This window comes from Streptomyces sp. NPDC005181, from assembly GCF_040608395.1.
Classification (GTDB): Bacteria; Actinomycetota; Actinomycetes; order Streptomycetales; family Streptomycetaceae; genus Streptomyces.
In genome coordinates this window covers 28,411-50,423 of the sequence record NZ_JBEXID010000023.1, presented here as the reverse complement: position 1 = coordinate 50,423, position 22,013 = coordinate 28,411, and the positions used below count along the sequence as shown (strand labels likewise).

Annotated in this window: 14 protein-coding genes and 3 pseudogenes; 10 read left to right on the top strand and 7 right to left on the bottom strand. The window is 69.9% G+C overall.

All coding sequences use genetic code 11. The annotated features are described in order from the left end of the window. The first annotated feature begins 267 nt into the window (after positions 1-267). From ABZV38_RS17350 to ABZV38_RS17340, 3 genes and pseudogenes are all read left to right on the top strand, one after another. Positions 268-1,028 (top strand): annotated as a pseudogene (locus tag ABZV38_RS17350) (hypothetical protein). 120 nt (positions 1,029-1,148) lie between these two features. Next, complete coding sequence (glnII, locus tag ABZV38_RS17345) at positions 1,149-2,183, top strand: glutamine synthetase (protein WP_356327860.1); 1,035 nt, start codon at positions 1,149-1,151, stop codon at positions 2,181-2,183. A gap of 428 nt (positions 2,184-2,611) precedes the next feature. Continuing rightward, a complete protein-coding gene (locus tag ABZV38_RS17340) occupies positions 2,612-3,235 on the top strand; it encodes a winged helix-turn-helix domain-containing protein (RefSeq protein ID WP_356327858.1) in 624 nt (207 codons plus the stop codon). A 224-nt stretch (positions 3,236-3,459) separates the two neighbouring features. Here ABZV38_RS17340 and ABZV38_RS17335 read toward each other — a convergent pair. The 3 genes and pseudogenes from ABZV38_RS17335 to ABZV38_RS17325 form a co-directional block, all read right to left on the bottom strand. Continuing rightward, positions 3,460-3,651 (bottom strand): annotated as a pseudogene (locus ABZV38_RS17335) (hypothetical protein); the annotation flags it as partial. A 16-nt stretch (positions 3,652-3,667) separates the two neighbouring features. Further along, positions 3,668-5,185 carry an alpha-L-fucosidase gene (locus tag ABZV38_RS17330; RefSeq protein WP_356327856.1) on the bottom strand — a complete coding sequence of 506 codons (1,518 nt, stop codon included), beginning with the start codon at positions 5,183-5,185 and terminating at the stop codon, positions 3,668-3,670. A 308-nt stretch (positions 5,186-5,493) separates the two neighbouring features. Further along, positions 5,494-5,997, bottom strand: a complete 504-nt coding sequence (locus tag ABZV38_RS17325) for a MarR family transcriptional regulator (protein WP_356327855.1) — start codon at positions 5,995-5,997, stop codon at positions 5,494-5,496. A gap of 70 nt (positions 5,998-6,067) precedes the next feature. Here ABZV38_RS17325 and ABZV38_RS17320 point away from each other — a divergent pair, with 70 nt between their 5' ends. Together ABZV38_RS17320 and ABZV38_RS17315 are read left to right on the top strand one after the other, a co-directional pair. Further along, on the top strand, positions 6,068-6,631 hold the full coding sequence (locus ABZV38_RS17320; protein ID WP_356327853.1) for a carboxymuconolactone decarboxylase family protein: 564 nt from the start codon (positions 6,068-6,070) through the stop codon (positions 6,629-6,631). A gap of 107 nt (positions 6,632-6,738) precedes the next feature. After that, on the top strand, positions 6,739-8,265 hold the full coding sequence (locus tag ABZV38_RS17315; protein WP_356327851.1) for a DUF1996 domain-containing protein: 1,527 nt from the start codon (positions 6,739-6,741) through the stop codon (positions 8,263-8,265). A 39-nt stretch (positions 8,266-8,304) separates the two neighbouring features. Here the strand turns inward: ABZV38_RS17315 and ABZV38_RS17310 are convergent, their stop codons facing one another. After that, the gene (locus ABZV38_RS17310) at positions 8,305-8,832 is read right to left on the bottom strand and encodes a hypothetical protein (RefSeq protein ID WP_356327849.1); all 528 of its coding nucleotides are present in this window, start codon (positions 8,830-8,832) and stop codon (positions 8,305-8,307) included. Between the two features lie 108 nt (positions 8,833-8,940). Between ABZV38_RS17310 and ABZV38_RS17305 the strand changes: the two genes are divergently transcribed. From ABZV38_RS17305 to ABZV38_RS17285, 5 genes are all read left to right on the top strand, one after another. Next, on the top strand, positions 8,941-10,911 hold the full coding sequence (locus ABZV38_RS17305; RefSeq protein ID WP_356327848.1) for a hypothetical protein: 1,971 nt from the start codon (positions 8,941-8,943) through the stop codon (positions 10,909-10,911). A 384-nt stretch (positions 10,912-11,295) separates the two neighbouring features. Then, positions 11,296-11,610: a hypothetical protein gene (locus ABZV38_RS17300; RefSeq protein ID WP_356327846.1), complete on the top strand. Its 315-nt coding sequence runs from the start codon at positions 11,296-11,298 to the stop codon at positions 11,608-11,610. Between the two features lie 338 nt (positions 11,611-11,948). Continuing rightward, a complete protein-coding gene (locus ABZV38_RS17295; protein WP_356327844.1) occupies positions 11,949-12,854 on the top strand; it encodes a metal-dependent hydrolase in 906 nt (301 codons plus the stop codon). Between the two features lie 9 nt (positions 12,855-12,863). Continuing rightward, entirely contained in the window at positions 12,864-13,943 is a 1,080-nt protein-coding gene (locus ABZV38_RS17290) for a PDR/VanB family oxidoreductase (RefSeq protein ID WP_356327941.1), read from the top strand. 71 nt (positions 13,944-14,014) lie between these two features. Continuing rightward, positions 14,015-14,737, top strand: coding sequence for a TetR/AcrR family transcriptional regulator (locus ABZV38_RS17285; protein ID WP_356327843.1), 723 nt, complete (start codon positions 14,015-14,017; stop codon positions 14,735-14,737). A gap of 11 nt (positions 14,738-14,748) precedes the next feature. On the opposite strand, the gene ABZV38_RS17280 is transcribed toward ABZV38_RS17285, so the two are convergent. From ABZV38_RS17280 to pulA, 3 genes and pseudogenes are all read right to left on the bottom strand, one after another. Further along, complete coding sequence (locus tag ABZV38_RS17280) at positions 14,749-15,099, bottom strand: isomerase (RefSeq protein WP_356327939.1); 351 nt, start codon at positions 15,097-15,099, stop codon at positions 14,749-14,751. Positions 15,100-15,355: 256 nt separating this feature from the next. Further along, positions 15,356-16,348: pseudogene (locus tag ABZV38_RS17275) on the bottom strand (AAA family ATPase); the annotation flags it as partial. A 237-nt stretch (positions 16,349-16,585) separates the two neighbouring features. Further along, complete coding sequence (pulA, locus tag ABZV38_RS17270) at positions 16,586-21,898, bottom strand: pullulanase-type alpha-1,6-glucosidase (RefSeq protein ID WP_356327841.1); 5,313 nt, start codon at positions 21,896-21,898, stop codon at positions 16,586-16,588. Positions 21,899-22,013 lie beyond the last annotated feature (115 nt).

The window sequence follows — 22,013 nt, the reverse complement described above, 5'->3', positions numbered from 1 at the left end:
GTGGCGTCCCGGCCGGATCTGGCGCATGACGCGGTGAAATACCGCAGCGGGCGAACCCCGTATACGAAGCCGCCGGTCTCGACGTGCGACGGCCGGCACCGAGCGTGCCGACCGCCGGCATCCGCGCCGCCGAGGATCTGCCCGCGCTGGTGGAGATCGCGCAGGTCGCGGCGGGGCGTACGGGGCCGGCCGCGCTGCACGCCTACCTGGACCGTCGGGTTGCACGCCCCGTGAACAGTGCTCGGACGGACGCGGAGAGCGAGGACGGTGAACAGGCTCGAACCGACCGCGCGCAGCGTCCGGCCCGCCCAGGTGTGGGGCGGCATCCGGCTGGTGTCGTTGGTACGCGAGGAGCCCGTCGCGGGGCTTCGGCTGCATCAGGAGATCTACCGGGGCTTCGGCGCCGACCCCGGTTCGGGCCCGGGCCCCGGACCGGGCTTCGGAAGCAGCGTCGTCGATGTCGGTCCGCGGACGCGCTACACCTCGTACATCCCGCACGGCCTCGTCGCGGACTGGTCCGGGTCGCGAGCGGGTTCGCGGGTGGAGTCGGACGGTGCGGCGCTGTACGGCGGTCCGGTGCCGGAGTTCGGGGTACGGATCCGCGACAGCGGGCAGTTGCGGACGCTCGCCGATCCGCAGGCCGCCGCGCGGGCGCGGGAGTGGAGCGAGGCGCACGACGCGCTGTTCGCGCGCGAGCTGCTGGACACCTCGTACGCCTTCGACCGGGTCCACCGGATGGGCCCGTTCACGCTGAGGAGGTTCCTGCCGCCGTTCGTACGGAACCGGGGCGGGCAGCACATCGGCGAGACGATCGCGACCACAAGGGACAGGTCGCCCACCTGAAGACGCTCCGGCAGTCCGACGCACAGGTCCGGCGCGGGCATCTGCTGCACACGCTCGCCGCGGCTTCCGTGACGCTGGGCAGCACCCTGGGCGAGTTGGTACGACGGATCCTCGCCGTCGGTTCTGAGGCGCTCCTCAAGGCCGTGTACGGGCGCGCGCATGACCTCCTCGACGCCCACGTATAACGCAGGAAACCTCGGTAACACGGGGTTCACATTCGGGCAACGGACGGGAAATCGCGTCTTGCGAAACTGCGCTGCAGAGACCGGACCGCAGCACCGCAGCACCCGCAAAGGATGGCTTCCGTGACGTTCAAGGCTGAGTACATCTGGATCGATGGCACCGAGCCGACCGCCAAGCTTCGTTCGAAGACGAAGATCATGGCCGGGGATGCCTCCCAGGGTGTCGCGGAGCTGCCCATCTGGGGCTTCGACGGGTCCAGCACCAACCAGGCCGAGGGGCACGCCTCCGACCGCGTACTGAAGCCGGTCTTCTCCTGTCCGGACCCGATCCGCGGCGGCAACGACGTGCTCGTGCTGTGCGAGGTCTTCAACATCGACATGACGCCGCACGAGTCCAACACGCGTGCGGTCCTGCGCCCGGTCGCCGAGCAGTTCGCCGGCCAGGAGCCGATCTTCGGCATCGAGCAGGAGTACACCTTCTTCGACGGCCACCGGCCGCTCGGCTTCCCCGTGGGCGGCTTTCCGGCCGCGCAGGGTGGCTACTACTGCGGTGTCGGCGCCGACGAGATCTTCGGCCGCGAGATCGTCGAGAAGCACCTCGAGAACTGCCTGACGGCGGGTCTGGGCATTTCCGGCATCAACGCCGAGGTCATGCCCGGCCAGTGGGAGTTCCAGGTGGGTCCGCTCTCCCCGCTGGAGGTCTCCGACCAGCTGTGGATCGCCCGCTGGCTGCTCTACCGCACCGCCGAGGACTTCAATGTCTCCGCGACCCTGGACCCGAAGCCGGTCAAGGGCGACTGGAACGGCGCGGGTGCGCACACCAACTTCTCCACCAAGGCGATGCGCGAGGGTTACGACGCGATCATCACCGCGTGCGAGTCGCTGGGCGAGGGCTCGAAGCCGATGGACCACGTCAAGAACTACGGCGCGGGAATCGACGACCGCCTGACCGGTCTGCACGAGACCGCCCCGTGGAACGAGTACAGCTACGGCGTCTCCAACCGCGGCGCCTCGGTCCGTATCCCGTGGCAGGTCGAGCAGGACCAGAAGGGCTACATCGAGGACCGCCGTCCGAACGCCAACGTCGACCCGTACGTCGTCACGCGACTGATCGTCGACACCTGCTGCACGGCGCTGGAGAAGGCCGACCAGGTCTGATCCGCATCTGATCCCGTACGAAGGGGCACCCGCCAAAAACGGTGGGTGTCCCTTCGGCGTACCCGGCCCGTACCGGGCGCACGTCACCTGCTGCTGGGGCAGTTGAGGCAGCACAAGGGGCGGCCCATGAGGTGAAGTGCGAGGTGAGGAACGTAACGCAAACGATCTGTATCGACGGGTGAGAGAGACCTGCAGCGGCGCCGCGTTGTCTGGTCTAATGGGGGCATGGCCAGCTTCCAGTACACCGCGCCGGGTCGCAGCGACCTCGAGCCGTTCTGGCCTTCTCGTCAGCATCATGACTTCGACCGGGTGTGTTGTCGCGCGTGGAACGCGCAGGCCCTCTAAAGCCGCTCACCCCGGTCTTCGGTCCGCGCGCACGACGCAAGTCCGTCCCTCGACGACTCCTTCGCGCGAAAGAGCTGACCCTCATGGCGAACACTCGTACCTTCTCCGCCGCCCCCGCTGTCACCACAGCATCGTCGGCGACCGCTGCGGCCCCACCCTCCGCCCGCTCCGTCTCCCCCAACCGCCACCGGCTGCGCGCCGTCGACCCCGACGAGGTCGTCCAGCTGGCCGATGTGGCCGACTTCCTGCCGCCGGGCGCCACGTGGCTGCCCGCACCCCAGCACACCCTTCCGGCACTGCCGGGCCGGCCGCCGATGATCGGCTACCTGGTGCTCGTACCGGCCGATCAGCAGCCCGCCGTCGCGGCGGCGGCCGCGGCCGCCGCCCAGCGGATCGTGCCGCAGCCGGTGGAGACCCCGGCCTCGGCCGGTCCGGTGCGCATCGACACGGTGCAGCGCACCGCGGCGATGGACGGGAGGACACTCGACCTCACGTTCCTCGAGTTCGAGCTGCTCGCCCATTTGGTGGCGCACCCGCACCGGGTGCACACCCGCGACCAGTTGGTGACGACCGTCTGGGGTTACGGGCATGTGGGCGACGGGCGCACCGTCGACGTCCACATCGCCCGGCTGCGCCGCAAGCTCGGCGTCGAGCACCGCCGGTCGATCCAGACGGTGCGGCGCGTCGGTTACAAGTACGCCCCCTGACGGGGGAGTCACCCAAGGAGGCCCTGGCCGACCGGTTGCGTACCCGGTCGGCCGGGGCTTCTTCGTACGGTGTCGTCCGCGCCGCTCGGAACCGACCGGACTCCCCCCGAGGCGTAGGGCGAGGTCCCGATGGTGGTGCTGGGTACACCGTTCCTAGCCAGTGCGTGTAAGTGAGTCTTGGACCCACTGCTGCGTACTGGGCGCATCCCGAACGGTTCTGGATGCGCCCAGGTGTCCGCACTGTGCTCCAGACCATCCGCACAGCGGGCCTTGAGATCCCGGGAAGCAAGCGCACCCTGATGCTCACCGACTGCCCGCAGCACCCTCTCGTCCTGGGACGTGAGGTGCCCCAGACGGTCACGGACCGCCACCCCGCACTTGCGGTGCTGGCCTATCTCGACCGGGGGTGACCGCACACTCCCGGCCTGCGGCTCATCCGGCCGAACTCAGGTGCAGCGTGGTCGCCCCCAGGTGCGGTGCGGCCCGGGACTCCAGGACCTTGACCCGCACCGCCGTCGCGGTGACGGGCGAGGCGAGCGGCAGGATGCGCCGGTTGCCGATGGTGGTGCCCTCGGCGATCCGCTGCCAGCTGCCGTCGATCCTGGCCTCCACGGCGAACTTCTCGACCCGCTGCCCGTGCCGGATGTCCTCGCGGACGGCGACCCGGTCGAAGGTGTACGGTCCCGGACCCTCCGTACGCCGCACATCGGTGCCGTAGGTGCTGCGTACCGCCTTGCCGAAGGCGGTCAGTGATGCGACGTCCGCATCGGCGATCCGGCCGTCCCGGTTGGGCGGCACGTTCAGCAGCAGCGAGGCGTTCCGGCCGACGCTCTTCTCGTACAGATTCATCAACTGAGCGGACTTCTTGGGCTGTTGGGCCGGGTGGTAGAACCAGCCGGGCCGGATGGAGACGTCCGCCTCGGCCGGGTACCACTGCAGATACTTGGTCGTCAGGTCGAGGATCCTGGCGCGGGAGCCGATGTCCGCGTCCGTCGAGTCGTTGGGCAGGCTGCCGAGTCCGGTCCACGGGTCGGTGGCGTGCGGCGTGACGCTCCACTCGGTCTCGCGGGCGGTGCCGCCCTCGTTGCCGACCCAGCGCACGCCCTGCGGGCCCTGGAAGACGACGGTGTTCGGCGACAGCGCCTTGACCATGTCGAACCACTGCTTGACGTTGTACTTCTGGGTGATCCCGGAGCCGGACCAGGGGTTGGCGCCGTCCAGCCAGAGCTCCTCGATCGGCCCGTACTGGGTGAAGAGTTCGTAGAGCTGGTTGAGGTAGTACGCGTCGTAGTCGTCGGCCTTCACTGTGAAGGTGGGGAGCTTGTGGCGCTTGACGGCGGCGGCGCAGTCGTCGCCGGGGACGAGCGTGGGGATGGTGCGCTCGGTGACGGCGCTGCCGTTGCCGAACCTGCCCTCACCCGCGGGTGCCCGGTCGCCGTCCTCCAGCGCCATCTGCTCGGGCAGGCTCAGCGGCTTGCCCTCCGCCTGCTTCTTACGGATCGACTCGACCCACTGGGCATGCCAGGCGTGCGGGAGTTCGGCGCCGTCGGAGGGCGAGAGGTAGAGCCCGACCTTCAGCCCGGCCTTTCGGGCGGCCTTTACGTACGCGCCGACGACATCGGGGCTGCCGGGGCTGAGCTCGACGGAGTGGTCGGTATAGCGGGACGGGTACAGGACGAACCCGTCGTGGTGCTTGGCGGTGAGCATGACCTGCTCGACACCGGCTGCCTTGTAGGCGCGCATCCACTGGTCGGCGTCGATGCTCTTCGGCGCGAAGAGCTTCTCGTCCTCGGTGCCGGAGCCCCATTCGCGGCCGGTGAAGGTGTTCATGCCGAAGTGGGTGAAGGCGGTGACCTCCCGCTGCTGCCAGACGAGTTGGCCGGCGGTGGGGACGATGTTCGCGGCCTTCTCGATGATCCGCTCGGGGCTGTCGCAGGACTCGACGGCCATCTGCGAAGCAGGCTGCACGGGCGCGGCGCACGGGGTGCCCGGTGGTGCGGCGGCCTGGGTCCGGGCTGCTGCCCGGACGCCTGCGCGGCTTGCTGAGCGGTGGCCTGCACGGGAACGAGCGCGGCCGCTGCTGCCAGTGCGAGCGCACTGAGCACACGGGTGCGTCGTGCCATGGTTCCCTCTCATTCTCGACCTCAATGGTCGGATCTCTTGGGTACCGACCTGCGCATGCTGCCGCACAATGAGACCCACGGGAAGGGTGTCTACGCAATACGTCCCATCTATTGCCACGGACATCCGGGAGTGCCTCAGCCGTTGAACCACGCCGCCGCGTCGAGCCGGAACCCGTCGGCGGGCGCCATCGTGCGCAGATCGGACTCCAGCGCCCGCAGCCGCTCGGCGCCGAGCACCCGGGCCCATTCGGCACGCAGCCGGCCGAACCCCTCGGCGGAGCGGACCAGTACGTCGACACCGCGCGGGGTCACCCGGACCAGCTTGCGACGCCCGTCCTGCGGATCGTCGACCCGCTCGACGTAACCGAGGCTCTCCAGCCTGTCGACGGTCTTGCCCGCGGCCTGTTTGGAGACGCCCAGCCGTCGGCCGATCTCACTGGCGGTAGCACCGTCGCGGCCGATGGCCTGGAGCGCGAAGCCGTACGCGGGACGGACCTCGGGATGCCCGTACTCGGCCAGTTCGCGATGGAGCTCGTCGATGATCGACCGGAACCCGGCGAACAGGAGCAGGGGCAGCTCGAAGCCCGCACCGTCACCGTCGGGCGCCACACCTTCAACTCGCCCCGTGGGCTCAGTCATTGCAAAACTCGACAACCTGATTTACGTTTTCGTCAATCACATTGTCGAGTTTATCGCGAGAGGTCCCGCCATGCCCGCGCCCGCGTTTCCCGACCACACCCTCGAATCCGCCCCTGCCGCCGCCCGTCGTCCCATGGAGGCCGTAGCGAACAGACAGGGGTATCTGCCCGCCGCAGTCGGCCGGCTGGCCACGTCGCCGCAGCTGCTCGACGGCTTCCTGAAGATCAGCGCGATCTTCGAGTCGACCACCCTGGACCCGCTCTCCCGCGAGGTCCTGATCATGACGATCGCCACTCGCAACGACTGCGGCGTCTGCGTCGCGATGCACACCGCGAAGCTCACCGCACTCGGTGCGGACGCCGACCTGATCGCCGCGCTGCGCCAGGCGAAGCCGCTGCCGCTCCCGGACGAACGGCTCGAAGCAATACGGCAGTTCACCCTGATCGTCGTCGCGACGGCGGGCGCGGCCGACGACGCCGCGCTGCAGGACTTCCTGGCGCACGGCTACACCCCGCAGAACGCCCTCGAAGTGGTCCTGGGCATCGGCGCGTACACGATGTCGACGCTGGCGAACCGGATGACCGGGGCACCCGTCGACCCACAGCTCGCCGAGTTCGCTCCCGCACCCATGTGACCCGTTTTGCGAATGGAGATTTCTACGAACTTCCCCTTCCGCTGAACACACCCCGAACCACACCCGTATGGAACGTCACGCTTCTCCCTCGAAGCATGAGGAGTTCCATGGGACGCACATCACGCAAACGTTCGACGCTGGCCAACCGGGCTATTGCCGCCTCGGCCGCATTGATTCTGGGTGGAGGTGGCTTGATCGCAGTCAATGTCTACGCTTCGGCGGGAGAAGGATCATCCGGTTCGCCCCCCGGCCGCACATGGAATGCGGGCACCCAGATGTCCACCATCGACTGCCCCGACGTGGGTAACGAACTTCCCGACGTGCCCGATCAGGCGCGCGGTGAGGTCGACCGCGAACTGGCAGCCATGGATACCCAGATCACCGATGCCTATCGGCAATTCGCCGACCGGAAGGACGAGATCTCCCGTGATCCCGCCCTTGCCGAGAATGCCGTACTCGGTCCGCTGAGGGCCAAACGGACGGCGAGTATCGACCGAATCGCCACCGCCGTGGAGCGCAATGCGGACCGTCCGGACAGGCTGGACGGGCTGGCCCCGTGCAGCCTGCGCGCCGATGACAACAACGGCAACGGCATGGGCGATCAAGGCGCCGACCAGGGTCAGGGTCAGGACGGCGGTCAGGACGGCGGCGAGAACCAGGGCGGCGACAACGGCCAGGACCAAGGCCAAGGCCAAGGCCAGGATCAAGGCCAGGATCAAGGCCAGGACCAGGGCCAGGACCAGCAGGGCAACGGCCCCGAGGAGTCCGACTTCGTCGACATCCAGACCGTGCAGCCCAATGTCGACAGGCCACGCCAACGCCGCGGCGCCTCGCGCGGTTCGTTCAGGACCGATTGCGGACGTAACGAGAACGGCAAATTCAACCCGGACAATGTCATCGTCGCACCCGGCGTGAGCAACGGTGCTCACCATATGCACGATTACGTCGGTAATCAGGCCAACGACGCCTTCGCCAGCGACGACGATCTGGCCAACGGCGATACCACGTGCCGGAATCAGGGCGACAGGTCCACGTACTACTGGCCTGTCCTTCGTCTGCAGAACGGGACGGCGGAGAACGACGCGGACGCGGATGGCGGCGGAAAGGATCAGAACGTCGGAGAGATCCAGACCCCGTCCCAGGTCACGCTGAAATTCGTCGGCAATCCCACCGGGAAGGTCACGGCGATGCCGCGCTTCCTGCGGATCATCACCGGGGATGCCAAGGCATTCACCAACGGCGACGCCAACGCCAATGCCTCATGGAGCTGCACCGGATTCGAGGACCGCCAGCTCAAGGACAAATACCCGATCTGTCCGGACGGCAGCCAGGTGGTCCGCTCGTTCGCATTCCAGAGCTGCTGGGACGGGCAGAACACCGACTCCGCCAATCACCGCACCCATGTCGCCTTCGCCCAGGACAGCGGGCGGTGCCCGAACGGCTTCAGGGCCATTCCGCAACTGGTCCAGCGCATTGTGTACGACGTGCCGCCGGGCCCCGGCTTCGCCGTCGACTCCTTCCCGGAGCAGCTGCACAAGCCCGTCACCGATCACGGTGACTTCATCAATGTCTTCGACGACAACCTGATGAAGAAGGTGGTGAGCTGCATCAACGGCGGGCGCAAGTGCCGCTGATTCCCCCCTCCGCAGCATCCCACCCCCCTACCTGCGCGGTCAGCTCCCGTGGTGACCGGAGTGCCCTCCCTCGCTCCCCCCACTGCCACTACTCCCCGAGTGGTGCGGCGAGGCGGTCTCCACCGTCCCCCCGAGCCGGCCGCGCAGCGCTGCGACCACCTTCGGCTCGCCGACGGCGACCCACTTACGGCCGACGAGATACGAGCCGCCGTAGTCGTTGGCCTCGTTGAGCCACTCGCGCTGCCCGCGGTCGGTCGCGAAGGTGGCCAGCACATAACGTCCTTCGTCCGTCGTGCAGTTGGCCTGCCGCAGTTCCTGCGCGTCGGTCTGGATGTTCGGCTTGCAGTGCGCCTTCGTGGCCAGCTGCTCCAGGCTGCCGGTCGCGGTCGGCGGGACGTCCGGCTTGTTGTCGCCGCCCCCGCCACCCGAACAGGCCGTGAGAAGGGTCAGGCCTGCGAGGACACCCGCGGCTGCCCGGGCCCCGAGCCTGCCGGCCCCGAATCCGCCGACCTTGAACCCACCGGCCCCGGAACCACGTCCTCGTCGCATCTCCAACTGCGTCACCATCCGGCCATCGTGCCCCTTCGCCCCCATCGGCGCGGCCGAACGGCCGGATCGGGCAGTAGCGGCCGCACGCCGGAGTGACCATCGCACGATTCGCTCGTTCTGCTGAACGTGCGCCCACTGCCAGAAGTACCGTCCGCCGCCGCCCCGGCCGATCTGGAGCAGGTCGATGTGGAGCAGGCCGAGGCGGCGCTCGTCGAGCACTATCCGCGGCTGGTCCGGCTCGGCTATCTCGTACTGCCGCCCTCCCTCGGCCGCAATCGCCGCGTGCTGACTGCCCATTCCCTCGCCCAGCGATCCCTGCCGCTGGGTCGCCGGACGTCGTTCGCGGCCGGGGACGGCATCCCGCACCCCCGTCGGGCGGCCGGTGCGACCGTGGTCGACCCGGGCTACGCGCACGTCCGGCAGCGGGTGCTGCGTACCGCACTGCAGGCGGGCCTTCCCCTGCGCCGGCCGGCGTGGCCGCGACGGGCCCAGCTGCCGCCGCTGCTTCCGCTGGTCTGGGGCCTGCGACTGTTCCCGCACTCCGGCGGCGCGGACGAACTCGCCCTGGACCAGGCGCTGTCGGCGCTGTCCGGTCCGGCGCGCGCGGCGCACGTCCTGCGCGGCCTGGAGGGTCTCGCGGACGGAGAGGTACGGCGGGTGCTCGCCGCCGCCGGGGTGGCGGACCCGCATGCGGCGCTGAGGGAGGCGGACGCGGTGACGGCGCCGTACGCGCTCCTGGCCTCCACGGAGTTCGACCCCTGTTCCCTGCAGGCCCGCCCGCCGGATCTGCTGCGCCGCCGCCAGCATGCGAAGGCTGCGCTGGCTGCGGTCGCCGCACTGCTGGTGTGCGGGGCGCTGCTGGGGCTGCCGGGCAACGGCTGGGGCCGGGACCTGACGTCCGCGCCCCTGTACGCCCGCAACCCCGCCGCCGAACAGGCCCTGGAACCAGCGGAGTTACGACGCGTGAAGCCGGCCTTCTGGCAGCGCTCGCCCCGTACCGACTTCACCGCCTGGCCCACCCGGGGGGACCGCACCGACGACGCCCGGCTGCTGCGGCGCGCACTCGCCGTATGGGCGCGCCCCGGCGCAGCGGTGCGGTCGTCGACGACGCCGGGGACGCCGGTCGGGCCGCCGATGGGCGCCCCGCAGCTGCTGTACGCGGGCGAGGTGGGCGCGGCCGCGGTGGTGCTGTTCTACGACGGGCTGCGCGTCGTGCGGTACGCGGAGGCGCGCAACGCCGATCCGGCGAAGGGCGCGGCGCTCGACTTCGCACGGGTCGACAGCGCGGACGCGACCTCCGCCGACGCCCTGATCGTGAGCCGCGGGATCGGCACGGTCCGCTATCTGACGGCGCCCTGGGTGCGCGGCGTGTCCGTACGGGATCTGCTTGCCCCCGACCGGGCTGCACGGGCGCTGCACCGCGACCGCAACGGCGTCACCGATGCGCTGCCGAGCCCGGCGACGGCCGAGCGCTGCCGCTCCTGGCCCGCCGTCGAGATGCATGCCGGTGCGTCGACCCGGCTGCTGACGGACCTGGGCGAACTCGCCCCGGCCCGGCTGACCTCGGGATCGCCGTCGGCGCCGCACGATGTGTCCGGACAGGCGGAGCGGGCGAGCTGGGCGCGTACCGCCTGTCTGCTGAGGGCGATGCGGTCGCGCGGCGTACGGTCGGTGAACTCCTGGCCGTACGCCCGGCAGTGGCTGCCCGAGGGCGACGGTTACGCGCAGTGGCTGTGCACCCGGGCGGAGACCTGGCGGGGCACGGGGAGCAGGGTCCTCGCCCAGTTCCAGGCCCCGTCCACGCAGCCCGCCGCCGGCGGTGCGGTGCCGCCGGGGGCCGTCGCGGCGCGCGCCGAGGACTCACCGGCCTGCGGGGTGCGAGATCCGCGGGTGCTGGCGGGTGTGCTGTGGAAGTCGCGCGGCGGCCGGTGGTACGTACTGGCGGCGGGCAGCGAAGAGTTCGCGTCGCTGACGACGTCCGGCGGGGTGGAGGGCCGGGCGCAGGGGCATCTGCTCGCGGTACGGGCACGGGCGGGCGACCGGGCGCAGCTGAACGGGTCGCTGGCGGACGGGAGCCGCGTCGGCGCCCTGCGCTGACCATCCCTCCATGCCGCGGTGCCGTTTCCCGTACGCACGCCGGGATCCTCTGCTCGGCCGGTTCATGGTGCCCGGCGGCGGCCCCTGCTGCCTGTCCGCGGTATCAGGACGCGGAGTCGCTGCCGGACGTGCCTGCCCCGATGTCTCGGTGGGGAACCGGCAGGCGGCGCGCCGAGGGGCGGATGGCGACGGTCCCGGGAGGGGACGGGGTGACGGATGGAGCTCCACGGATTGCCTACAGGGCTCGGTTTCAAGATCGGCGGCATTGCAGCAGATCGGGTGTCTTGGAGCGCGTGGCGCAGTCGTCGGCGGTCGCCGGGGGGCGACGGTTGCGGTGTCCAATCCGAGCAGGCGCTTCGGCGTCTGCTGCGACAGGAGATTGTCATGCATGTTTCCCGCTTCGCTGCCGCAGTCTGTGTGGCCGCCGTCGTCGTGCTGGGCGGCGCCGGCGCAGCCCAGGCCGCGGCTCCCAGCGCCGCCGCCGGTACCCACTCCGCGCAGGTCCAAGACGGTCGGCACGGGGATGGCGACCGCCGGGACCACGACCGCCGCGATCACGGGCGCCGTGACCACGACCGCCGCGACCACGGACGCTGGGACCACGACCGCCGCGACCACGGACGCTGGGACCACGACCGCCGCGACCACGGACGCTGGGACCACGACCAGGACCGGAACCGGGAGTACCGTTCCCGCTGATCCGATCCGAACCGCAGGATGAACTGGGCCCGTGGCGCACTCCACCGAGGAGGACCGCCACGGGCCCGACACGTGCGCCCCGGTTCGGCCCGCCGCCGGCCGGGCGCGGCCCGGGCGGCGAACTGACGGAAAGCGTCCGCCGGCTCATCGAACTCCTCGAAGAGACCCGGAGCGAGTCGTCATCGATCGAGCGCGACCTGGCCGAAGCAGGCACTCGACCGCTGTCCGAAGCTCACCGAACGCAACGGACAGCGCCCTCTGTCACCCCCCGATCAGCTGCCGCAGGAATTCGCTGCACGCCTCTGTTCCCACCACGTACCCGTCAGTACATTGACAACATGTCTAACACGCAGCCAGCGGCGGTCGCGTCGGAGCGAACCGAGCTGAAGGCCCGCAAGGTCTCGTTCGCCTGGGAGAGGACTCCCCTCCACTGGGTGCCCGGCGACCCCTTCAGTACGCACACGATGAATGTGCTCCATCTGCTGCTCCCGGCCGGGGAGCGCTGGTTCATCCATGTGTACCGGCAGGTGCTTCCGTACATCCATGACGAGCAGCTGCGACGCGACGTGATCGGGTTCATCGGCCAGGAGGCCGTGCACTCCCAGGCCCACGACGACGTACTCCCCCACCTCAAGAAGCTCGGGCTCGACCCGACTCCGTACACCGCACAGGTCGACTGGTTCTTCGAGAAACTGCTCGGCGACCGGACGCTGCCGCCGGGTCGTGCCCGCAGGTGGTGGCTGATGGAGCGGGTGGCGATCATCGCGGCAATCGAGCACTACACGGCGTTTCTCGGCGACTGGATCCTGAACTCCGAGGCCCTGGACCGCAAGGGCGCCGACCCCACCATGCTGGACCTGCTGCGCTGGCACGGCGCGGAGGAGGTGGAACACCGCTCGGTGGCCTTCGAGGTCTTCATGCATGTCGACGGCGGCTACCGGCGCCGGGTGCGCACCTGGGGGCTGGCCTTCTCCGCCCTGGTCTTCCTGTGGCAGCGCGGTGTCCGCTTCTTCATGGAGAACGACCCCAGCCTGCTGGACGGCAAGGCGTCGTTCAAGGCGTTCTACGACAGCGGCAAGCGCGGCACCCTGCCCTCCACACCCGCCCTGCTGCGCTCCATCCCGCGCTATCTGAGTCACTCCTACCACCCTTCCCAGGAGGGCAGTACGGCGCAGGCCATCGACTATCTCGCCCACTCGCCCGCGGCCCTGGCCGCCGAGGCCCGTATGACGGGAACCCACTGACCCATGGTCCTGCCCCGCCCCCGCCTGCGCACCGTCCTCCTTGTGACAGGCGCCGCGTTGCTCGCCAAGCGCGCCCTGCACCGCCGCATCGAGAAGTCCCCGCTGTGGCCGCTGCCGGCCCTGGAGGAACCGGTCTCGGGTCACTCCGGCCGCCGCTCCACCACCACGCGCCGCCTGCTGATCACCGAACGGACCACGACGGCGGACGGGGTGGTCCAACTCCGCCTGGAGGGCCCGGACCTCCCCGCCTGGCAGCCCGGCGCCCACCTGGACCTCGTCCTCCCCTCGGGCCTGGTGCGCCAGTACTCGCTCTGCGGTGACCCGGCCGCGCCGGACACGTACACGGTCGCGACCCGCCTGGTCGAGGACGGCCGCGGCGGTTCGCGCGAGGTCCACGCTCAGCTGCACGAGGGCCTGGAGATCGAGATCCGCGGCCCACGCAACCGCTTCCCGCTCGTCGCCGAAGCCTCCGCGTACGTCTTCGTCGCGGGCGGCATCGGCATCACCCCGATCCTCCCGATGCTGCGGGCGGTTGCCGCCTCCGGCGCCGACTGGCACCTGCTGTACGGAGGCCGTACGCGCTCCTCGATGCCGTTCCTGGACGAGATCGAGAAGCTCGGCGCGGAAGGCAACCGTGTCACGGTCGTACCGGAGGACGAATCGGGCCACCCGGACGCGGCGGCAGCCCTCACCGACCTCGCGCCCGGCACGGCGGTCTACTGCTGCGGCCCGGAACCCCTGATGGACGCGGTCACTGCCGCGCTCCCGGCGGACTGCACCCTGCACCTGGAACGCTTCACAGCGGCGGCCACCTCACCGGCCGACTCCGGCGCTTTCGAGGTGGACCTGCATCGCACCGGCCGTACGGTCCGGGTCGCGGCCGGCCAGTCGATCCTGACCGCAGTCCGCGAGGAACTCCCGTATGTCTCGTACTCCTGCGAACAGGGCTTCTGCGGTACGTGCCAACAGCGCGTACTGGAGGGCGAGATAGACCACCGCGACGAACTCCTGACGGACGCGGAACGCGACGACTCGATGCTGATCTGCGTGTCGCGGTGCCGGGGCGAGCGGCTGGTGCTGGATCTGTAGGAGACGTGGGGGCGCGGTCAGCCCCGGACGCCACCGAGTCCGCTTCCCGGCCCGGTCGGTACGCTGGTGGCATGACGACCGGGGTGCGGCGCAGGATGGGCGTCGATGAGCGCAGGCAGCAGTTGATCGGTGTCGCGCTGGAGTTGTTCAGCCATCGCGCCCCCGACGAGGTGTCCATCGATGAGATCGCTGCCGCCGCCGGGATCTCCCGGCCGCTCGTCTATCACTACTTCCCGGGGAAGCAGAGCCTGTACGAGGCGGCACTGCGGCGGGCCGCCGACGAGTTGGCGGGACGGTTCCTGGAGCCGCGTGAAGGGCCCCTGGGGGCACGGCTGTTGCGGGTCATGGGACGGTTCTTCGAGTTCGTGGACGAGCACGGACCCGGGTTCTCCGCGCTGATGCGGGGCGGGCCCGCGGTCGGGTCGTCGACGGCGAATGCCATGATCGACGGGGTGCGACAGGCGGCGTACGAGCAGATCGTCGCCCACCTGGGGGTGGAGAAGCCCCCGGCGCGGCTGGAGTTGGTCGTGCGGTCGTGGGTGTCGCTCGCCGAGTCGACGGCATTGATCTGGCTGGACGGGCGACGGATTCCGCGCGCGGAGCTGGAGATGCAGCTGGTGCACGACTTCGCGGCGCTGGCCGCGGTGAGTGCGGCGTACGACACGGAGATGGCGGGCATCGTGCTGCGGGTCCTCGCGGAGGAGCCGGTCGACGGGCCGTTCGGAGATCTGCTGGCACGGCTCTCCGCCTTCTCGCCCGCCGTGCCGGCTGTGCCCTCGCAGCGGTTGCCCTGACGTAGTACGGGTCAGCGCTTGCGGTAGGACGGATCCAGGTCGCGGGTCTCGGCCGAGGTGTGGACCGTGAGGCCGTCCGCGGGCTTGAGATGGGCGGTCAGCAGCTCCAGCACGGACTCGGTGAGCTGCGCCTTGATCTCGTCGGTGCGGCCGGGCAGCAGGCCGATCGAGACGTGCAGGATCGCGTCGCCGGTGGCGGCGTAGCCCACCACGGACTCGTCGACCCGGCGGAAGCGGGTCTTACAGGCGGCGATCTTCGTGGTGACCGTCTCGGCGACCAGCGGGTGCAGGGCCTGTGCGAAGCCGCGGCGATCGAAGGTGTCGTCGAGTTCGGCGGAGTAGTCGACGGTGATCTGGGGCATCTGAGGCTCCGGGGTGCGGTACGGACCGTTGTCGGACCTCACCTTTACGGTGATCAGCATGACCACACAAGGGAATTCGCCGCTCACCCTGGACTCCTCGGGGCTCGCTCTGCCGCCGGGCGGCCTCCTGCACGGGACAGGCGCGCCTGGTCGTTCTGGTGGAACTGACCGACCTCACCGGGGCCGCGCGGTGTCCGGATGATCAGGGTCGGACAGGTTATGGCGTCCGGTGAGGCGCGTCGCGAGGCGTCGAAGGTTCCTCGCCGAGCTCGGCGAGCCACATCCGGCCGTACTCGCGGATCGTCTCGAGCATCCGGTGCCGTCCGCCGTCCCGTTTGACGACGGACTTGGCGACCAGGCCGTCCAGCGCGATTGCCACCGCTTCCTCGGTGAGCGGCCCCTCGGCGCAGACCTCGCGGGCCGCGGCCTCGTTGAAGTCGCCGCGCAGGACGGTGAGCCGGGCCCAGAGCAGCCGCTCCAGCGGAGTGCAGAGCTCATGGCTCCAGCCGATCGTGGTGCGCAGGGCGCGGTGGCGCGGTGGCCACAGTGACGCGTCCGTGAGGACGTCGAAGCGTGAGCGGATCCGTACGGCGACCTGTTCCACGGTGTGCCGGCCGATGCCGCCCGCCGCCAGTTCGATGGCGAGCGGAATGCCTTCGAGACGTCGGCAGATCTCGGCGGCCGCGGCATCGCCCGTCGCCTCGAACGTGACGCCTGGGTCTGCGGCACGGGCCCGGTCCTTGAACAGGGTGAGGGCGTCGGCCGCCCCGTCGAAGGGCAGCGGCGCCACCTCGACGACTCGCTCGCAGGCGAGGTCGAGGGGTTGTCTGCTGGTGGCGAGCACCGTGAGGCAGGGCGACGTGGTGAGGATCTCGCCGAGCAGATGCCCGCAGGTGGGGCGCAGATGCTCGCAGGAGTCGAGGACGAGCAGCCCCCGTTTGTCGGTGAGCCATTCACAGAGGGCGTCGACGGGCATCCGCAGGGTGTGGTCGCAGAGCCCGACCGCGTCCGAGACGGTCGCGACGAGCAGCTCGTCGCCCTGGAGCGGGGCCAGGTCCACCCACCACACCCCGTCGCGGTGGGCCGGTGCCGCCTGCCGGGCGGCGCGCATCGCCAGTCGTGTCTTGCCGACCCCGCCGGTGCCGGTGAGCGTGGTCAGCCGGTGGGTCCGGAGTGCGTGTTCGATGCGGGCGAGTTCCGTCCTGCGTCCGACAAAGCTCGTTGTCTCCTCGGGAATGTTTCCCACCATGGTCACCGTCACTGTCCGGCACGCGGCACGATCCGATCCTTGCTCCGCCGGTGGAGCGCCGGGCGCCCCGCTCCTCTCGCGGTCGGCCGTGACGAGCGGTTCCGGCCCCCTTTCCCGTACGGCGTACGCGCACGGGAAAGGAGGCCGGAACCGGCCGAGGTGGTGGGAGGGACGCGCCCGGGAGTGTCCAATGCGGCTCACTCCCCGGCGGCTGCCCTCAACGTAGTCCTGTCCGGGTCACCGCAGGGAGAACACGGCCGCCGTGCGTCCCGGGACGGTGAAGTTTCCCGAACTCCTCTCGTATGAGGCCTTCTTGACAGTAGAATCCGCCCCCGCAGCCTGGACGGGGTGGAGGGCGTAGTCCTTCCCGGCCAGCTCCGCGATCTGCTGGTGCTCGGTGCCCGGGGTGGCGTTGAGGACGATCACGAGTTTTCCGAGCCGCATCGTGATCACGCCGGGCGTCTCGTCCTTCCCGGAGAGCGGGAACGACAAGGCGGACTGCACCTGCTCCGTGGTGGAGAGGTCGAACTCCTTCTCCGTCGTGCGGATGGTGAGCAGGTCCTGGTACGCCGCGGACGCACCGTGGATCTGCGCGCAGCCGGGGCTGAGCGCGGCGGCGGTCAGCAGCGGCTCGGCATACGACCACTTGGACTTGTTGTCGGCTGCCGGGGGCAGTCCGCGGCCGAAGCCGTTGCCGTCCCGGCAGTCCCAGTGCAGTGCGTTGAACCAGTCACCGCTGTCGTACGAGTTGCGGTCCAGGGACTTGGAGCGCAGCAGGTCCGAACCCGCCTGGGAGAGCGACGGGCCCTGCGAGAGGGTGGCGGTCGCCATCGCCAGGACCTGCATCCTGGCCCGGTCGGCCGCTGAGGTGCCCGCCGGGAGTTTGAAGGCGAGCGCGTCGTACAGCGACTCGTTGTCGTGGGCGTCGGCGTAGGCGAGGGCGTCGCCGGGGACCGCGGCGTATCCGGCGGGGGCCCCGTTGTAGTCGACACCCGAACCCTTGACCGTACGGCCCGAGGAGTCGGTGAAGGAGTAGTCGGCGAGGTTGCCGGTCAGGCCCACCTTGATCAGGTCCTGGTAGTGGAGCAGCCGGGCCTTCTGTTCGGCGCGGGTGCCGTTGGCGGTCGAGGTGTTGGGGTCGGTGTAGAGGCCGCTGGCGAAGCCCTGGACGCCGGGGTCCTCGTCGAACGGGCCGCCGCCGCGGACGGCGTCGCGGGCCCGGTCGGAGAAGGTCGCGACGCCGGTGCCGGCCATGTTCTTCTGGGTGGCCTGGACGAAGCGGGCATCGCCGGCGATCTCACCGAAGTTCCAGCCCTCGCCGTACAGGATGATCTTCTTGCCGTCGACGCCGTCCTTGGCCACGGTCAGCGCGTCGAGTGCCGTGCGGACGGCGAGGATGTTGGCCTTGGGGTGGTGGCCCATCAGGTCGAAGCGGAAGCCGTCGACCTTGTACTCCTTGGCCCAGGTGACGATCGAGTCCACCACGAGCTTGCCCATCATGGTGTTCTCGGGCGCGGTGTTGGCGCAGCAGGTGGAGGTGGCGACGGTGCCGTCGTCCAGGAGCCGCTGGTAGTAGCCGGGCACGATCCGGTCGAGGACGGACTTGTCGTCCTGACCGGAGGCGACGGTGTGGTTGTAGACGACGTCCATGACGGTCCGCAGCCCGGCGCCGTTCAGCCCCTGCACCATCTGCCGGAACTCGACGGTGCGCTTGGTGCCCTCCGGGTCGGAGGCGTACGAACCCTCGGGGACCGTGTAGTGCAGCGGGTCGTAGCCCCAGTTGAACCCGTCGTTCGCGGCGGTCTTCGCCACGCACGCCTGCTGCTCGTCGGAGTCGGGGGCGTACACGGACAGGTCGCAGGCCGGCTTCTGCTGGGCCGACTTCTTCTCGGGGATGGTGCCGATGTCGAAGGCGGGCAGCAGATGGACGTAGCTCGTGCCGGAGTCGGCGAGCTCCTTGAGGTGCTTCATCCCGTCCGAGCGGGTGTCGGTGAAGGCGAGATACTCGCCCGGGTGCTTGGACGTGGGATCCGCGATCGAGAAGTCGCGGATCTGCAGCTCCTGGATCTGGGCGTCGCGCAGCGGGGCGGCGGTCGGCTTCTTCAGTCCGGACCAGCCCTTCGGCGCGAGGCCCGGGGCGTCGAGGTCGACGACGAGGCTCCGGGTGGAGTCGGTGGTCAGGGCGGTGGAGTAGGGGTCGGTGACCTTGTTGGTGACGATCTTCTGGACGGTGGGCGCCCACACCTTCACCACGAAGCGGTAGGGCTTGCCGGTCCACTTCGCGGTGCCGGTGACCGACCAGACGCCGGTGCGGTCGTCGCGCCGCATCGGGATGCTCTTCCCGTCGAGCTCGAGGGCGACGGTCCGAGCGGTGGGGGCCCAGACGGACAGGGTGGGACGGCCGTGGCCGAAGACCGGGCCGAGCGCCGAGGTGCTCGCGTTCTTCCCGTACAGGTCGTCGAGCACACCCGCGCTCTGTACGCCGGTGGCCGCGAGCAGAGCACCGTTGGCGGCGCGCTGGGTGGCGATCAGCTGGCCGCGCAGTGCCTCGCGGATCCGGTCCCGGTCACGCGGGTCGACGGTGAACGCCGGGTAGTCCTTGAGGTGCGGGTACTTGGCCTTCTGGGCGTCGGTCAGCGCGGACGGGGTGATCCGCAGCCACCGCCCCTCGTCGGAGAGCGCCCCGTCGACGACGGAGATCCCGCCGTCCTTCGCGTAGACGAGCTGCTGGCTGGTGGCGTCGGTGGCCTTCACCTTCCACACGACGGTGTCGGAGTCGATCCACTGCGCCTCGGCCTTGGTGAGGTCGGGGGTGGGCACACCGCCGGTCTGCGGCAGCAGATAGCCGGGCTGTCCGGCGATCATCCACACCTCGTGGTCGTACGTGGCGATATCGAGCGACTGGTCGCTGGGGAGGTCCTTCTCGTCGCCCTTGTGGAGGATGTAGCTGAGCGAGGTGGCGCCGTCGGTGAGCGGCACCTCGAAGGTGACGCCGTAGGCGTCCTTCTTCACCGGCTGGAGCGGCTTCGCCCAGTCGGTGGGTTCCTTGGCGCCGGTCCAGGTGTGCAGTCCCCAGCCGTCGTAGTCGCCGTCGGCCCGGTGGTAGTGCAGGACGGCCTTCGTCGTGTCCTGCGCCGGGTAGGCACCCTCGGGGGCCTCGTCGGTCTGGCCGTCCTTGCCCTGCTCGATCCAGACCTGCCCGGTCCTCGCGAGGTCGACGGTGCGCTGCGGCCCGTCGGCGGTGCCGTCCTTCTCGACGGTGTACGGGACGGAGGACACGCCCTCGTCGAGCGTGATCCAGGCGAACGCACCGTAGGCATCGCGTCCGGTGAACTCGGCGGACCTGTCGCCCGACTCGATCTGCCAGCCGTCGTAGTCGCCGTCCGCGCGCTTGTAGTGGACGACGGCGTAGTCGCGGTCGACGGCGACGGGCTTCCCGTCCGCCGGGGCCTGACCCGCGGTCGTCGAGGCGAGGGCGCTCGCGTTGCGTCCGGCGCCATCGACGACAACGGCCTTGTAGCGCAGCGGTGTTCCTGCTGCCACCTTGTCGTCCAGGTGCTGGGTGACCTTGTACGGGGCGTGGTCGGCGGAGCCGAGGGTGACCCACCTGCCGTTGCCGGTCTGGGCGGCGAAGACGACCCGGTTGAGGGATCCGCCGTCGACGTCCGCGGAGATCTCGACGGTGCCGGTGGCTCCGGCCGCAGGTGCCGCCAGTGTGATCGAGGGCTTGGTGGCCGGGGCGCCCAGGGGCTTCTCGGCACGCAGCACGATGCTGGAGAGGGCCGGCACGGTGACGGTGATCTTCTTGTCGGCTCCGCTGCGGACCGTACCGGAACCGCCGTACAGCGTACGGAAGTTCATGGCCGCCGACGCGGTGGGCAGCTCGACCGTCTTCGCAGCGGTGCCGTTGTTGGTGGCCACGACGTACTCGTTCGACCGCTTGGGGTCCGTCCGCGAGAACGCGTAGACGGAGCCTTCCGTGTACCGCTCGGTCTGGACGCCGTCACGCAGGGCCGGGTTCTCCTTGGTCAGCTCGGAGAGCGCGGCGATGTTCCGGTACAGCGGGTGGCCGGTGTCGTACGCGTCGGAGGCGTGCGTACGGTCGGTGCCCAGCTGGTCGTCGTCGAGGTAGTCGGCGGTCTTCGAGGCGAAGAGGGTCTGGCGGGCGTCCTTGTCGCCGCCCGCGCCGGTGAAGCCCTGCTCGTCGCCGTAGTAGACGACGGGGTTGCCGCGGCTGAGGAACATCACCTCGTTGGCGAGGCGGGCCCGGTCGACCAGTTCGGCGTCGTCGGCCTTCGGGTTGTCCTGCTTCAGGAACGCGCCGATGCGGCCCATGTCGTGGTTGCCGAGGAAGGTCACCTGCTCATAGGCGTTGGCCTTGTCGGTGGTGTACCGGTAGTCGTCACCGAAGACGGCGGCGAGCTTCGAGGCCGGGGCGCCCTGGGAGGCGTACTGCCGCGCCGCCTCCTGGAACGGGAAGTCGAGCGTCGCGTCGAGCCGGCCCCGGGTGACGTACGGGGAGGTGAGGGCGGTGTCGGCGGAGTAGACCTCGCCGAACATGAAGAAGTCGTCGCGGCCGTGCCGGGCGGCATAGGTGTCGAGGGCGGTCGCCCACTGGGTCCAGAAGTCCAGGTCGACGTGTTTGACCGTGTCGATCCGGAACCCGTCGATATCGAAGTCGCGCACCCACTTCTCGTAGATCTTCTCCATGCCGGAGACGACCTCGGGCCGTTCGGTCCACAGGTCGTCGAGGCCGGAGAAGTCGCCGTACGTGGTGGACTCGCCGGCGTAGGTCGAGTCGCCGCGGTTGTGGTACATCGTCGGGTCGTTGAGCCAGGCCGGGACCTTCTCCCCGGTGTTCTTCGGCGTGTACGGGAAGGAGTCCGCGTCGACCTTCGCCAGACCCTTGCTGTCGTCGAACGGGCGGCCGTCCTGGTCGAGGTACGGGTACGCGCCCTTCGGCTTGTACCCGTACTTCTTCTCGGCGTAGTCGACGGTGTCCGCGGTGTGGTTGGTGATGACGTCGAAGAAGACCTTCATGCCCTTGCCGTGGGCCTTGTCGATCAGCTTCGACAGGTCGGCGTTGGTGCCGAAGTGCGGGTCGACCTGGGTGAAGTCGGTGATCCAGTAGCCGTGGTAACCGGCCGATGCGTCCTTGCCGGTGCCCTGCACGGGGCGGTTCTTGAAGATCGGGGCGAGCCAGATGGCGGTGGTGCCGAGCCCCTTGATGTAGGCGAGCCTGTCCGTCAGGCCCTTGAGGTCGCCACCCTGGTAGAACCCCTTGTCCGTGGGGTCGTATCCGGTCTCCAGCCGCGAACCGGTGAGCCCGCCGCGGTCATTGGAGGTGTCTCCGTTCGCGAACCGGTCGGGCATGACGAAGTAGAACTGCTCGCGGGTCAGGTCGTGCCGGGCGGACTCGGCGGCGAGCGCCGCGTCCGACGGCGGGCCCGGGGGCCTCGGCGCGGCGGAGGTGGCTGCCGCCGGGACGACGGGTATGAGCGCCGCGCACAGAGCGGCGACGGCTCCCCGTCTGAAGGAGGTACGGGACACGGGGCAGGGTCTCCTTGGTTGCGAGGGTTATGGGGTTCTCGGGGTGGACGGTCCTGTGGGGTGGAGCGGGGGTCTGTGCCGCATCGGGGCGTCTCCTCGGGTGCCGCGGTCTCCC

Coding starts and splice junctions, on each gene's coding strand:
- ABZV38_RS17340 (WP_356327858.1), top strand. CDS start 2,612: ATGGCGAACACTCGTACCTTCTCCGCCGCCCCCGCTGTCACCACAGCA.
- ABZV38_RS17330 (WP_356327856.1), bottom strand. CDS start 5,185: ATGGCCGTCGAGTCCTGCGACAGCCCCGAGCGGATCATCGAGAAGGCC.
- ABZV38_RS17325 (WP_356327855.1), bottom strand. CDS start 5,997: ATGACTGAGCCCACGGGGCGAGTTGAAGGTGTGGCGCCCGACGGTGAC.
- ABZV38_RS17320 (WP_356327853.1), top strand. CDS start 6,068: ATGCCCGCGCCCGCGTTTCCCGACCACACCCTCGAATCCGCCCCTGCC.
- ABZV38_RS17315 (WP_356327851.1), top strand. CDS start 6,739: ATGGGACGCACATCACGCAAACGTTCGACGCTGGCCAACCGGGCTATT.
- ABZV38_RS17310 (WP_356327849.1), bottom strand. CDS start 8,832: ATGGTGACGCAGTTGGAGATGCGACGAGGACGTGGTTCCGGGGCCGGT.
- ABZV38_RS17300 (WP_356327846.1), top strand. CDS start 11,296: ATGCATGTTTCCCGCTTCGCTGCCGCAGTCTGTGTGGCCGCCGTCGTC.
- ABZV38_RS17295 (WP_356327844.1), top strand. CDS start 11,949: ATGTCTAACACGCAGCCAGCGGCGGTCGCGTCGGAGCGAACCGAGCTG.
- ABZV38_RS17285 (WP_356327843.1), top strand. CDS start 14,015: ATGACGACCGGGGTGCGGCGCAGGATGGGCGTCGATGAGCGCAGGCAG.
- ABZV38_RS17280 (WP_356327939.1), bottom strand. CDS start 15,099: ATGCCCCAGATCACCGTCGACTACTCCGCCGAACTCGACGACACCTTC.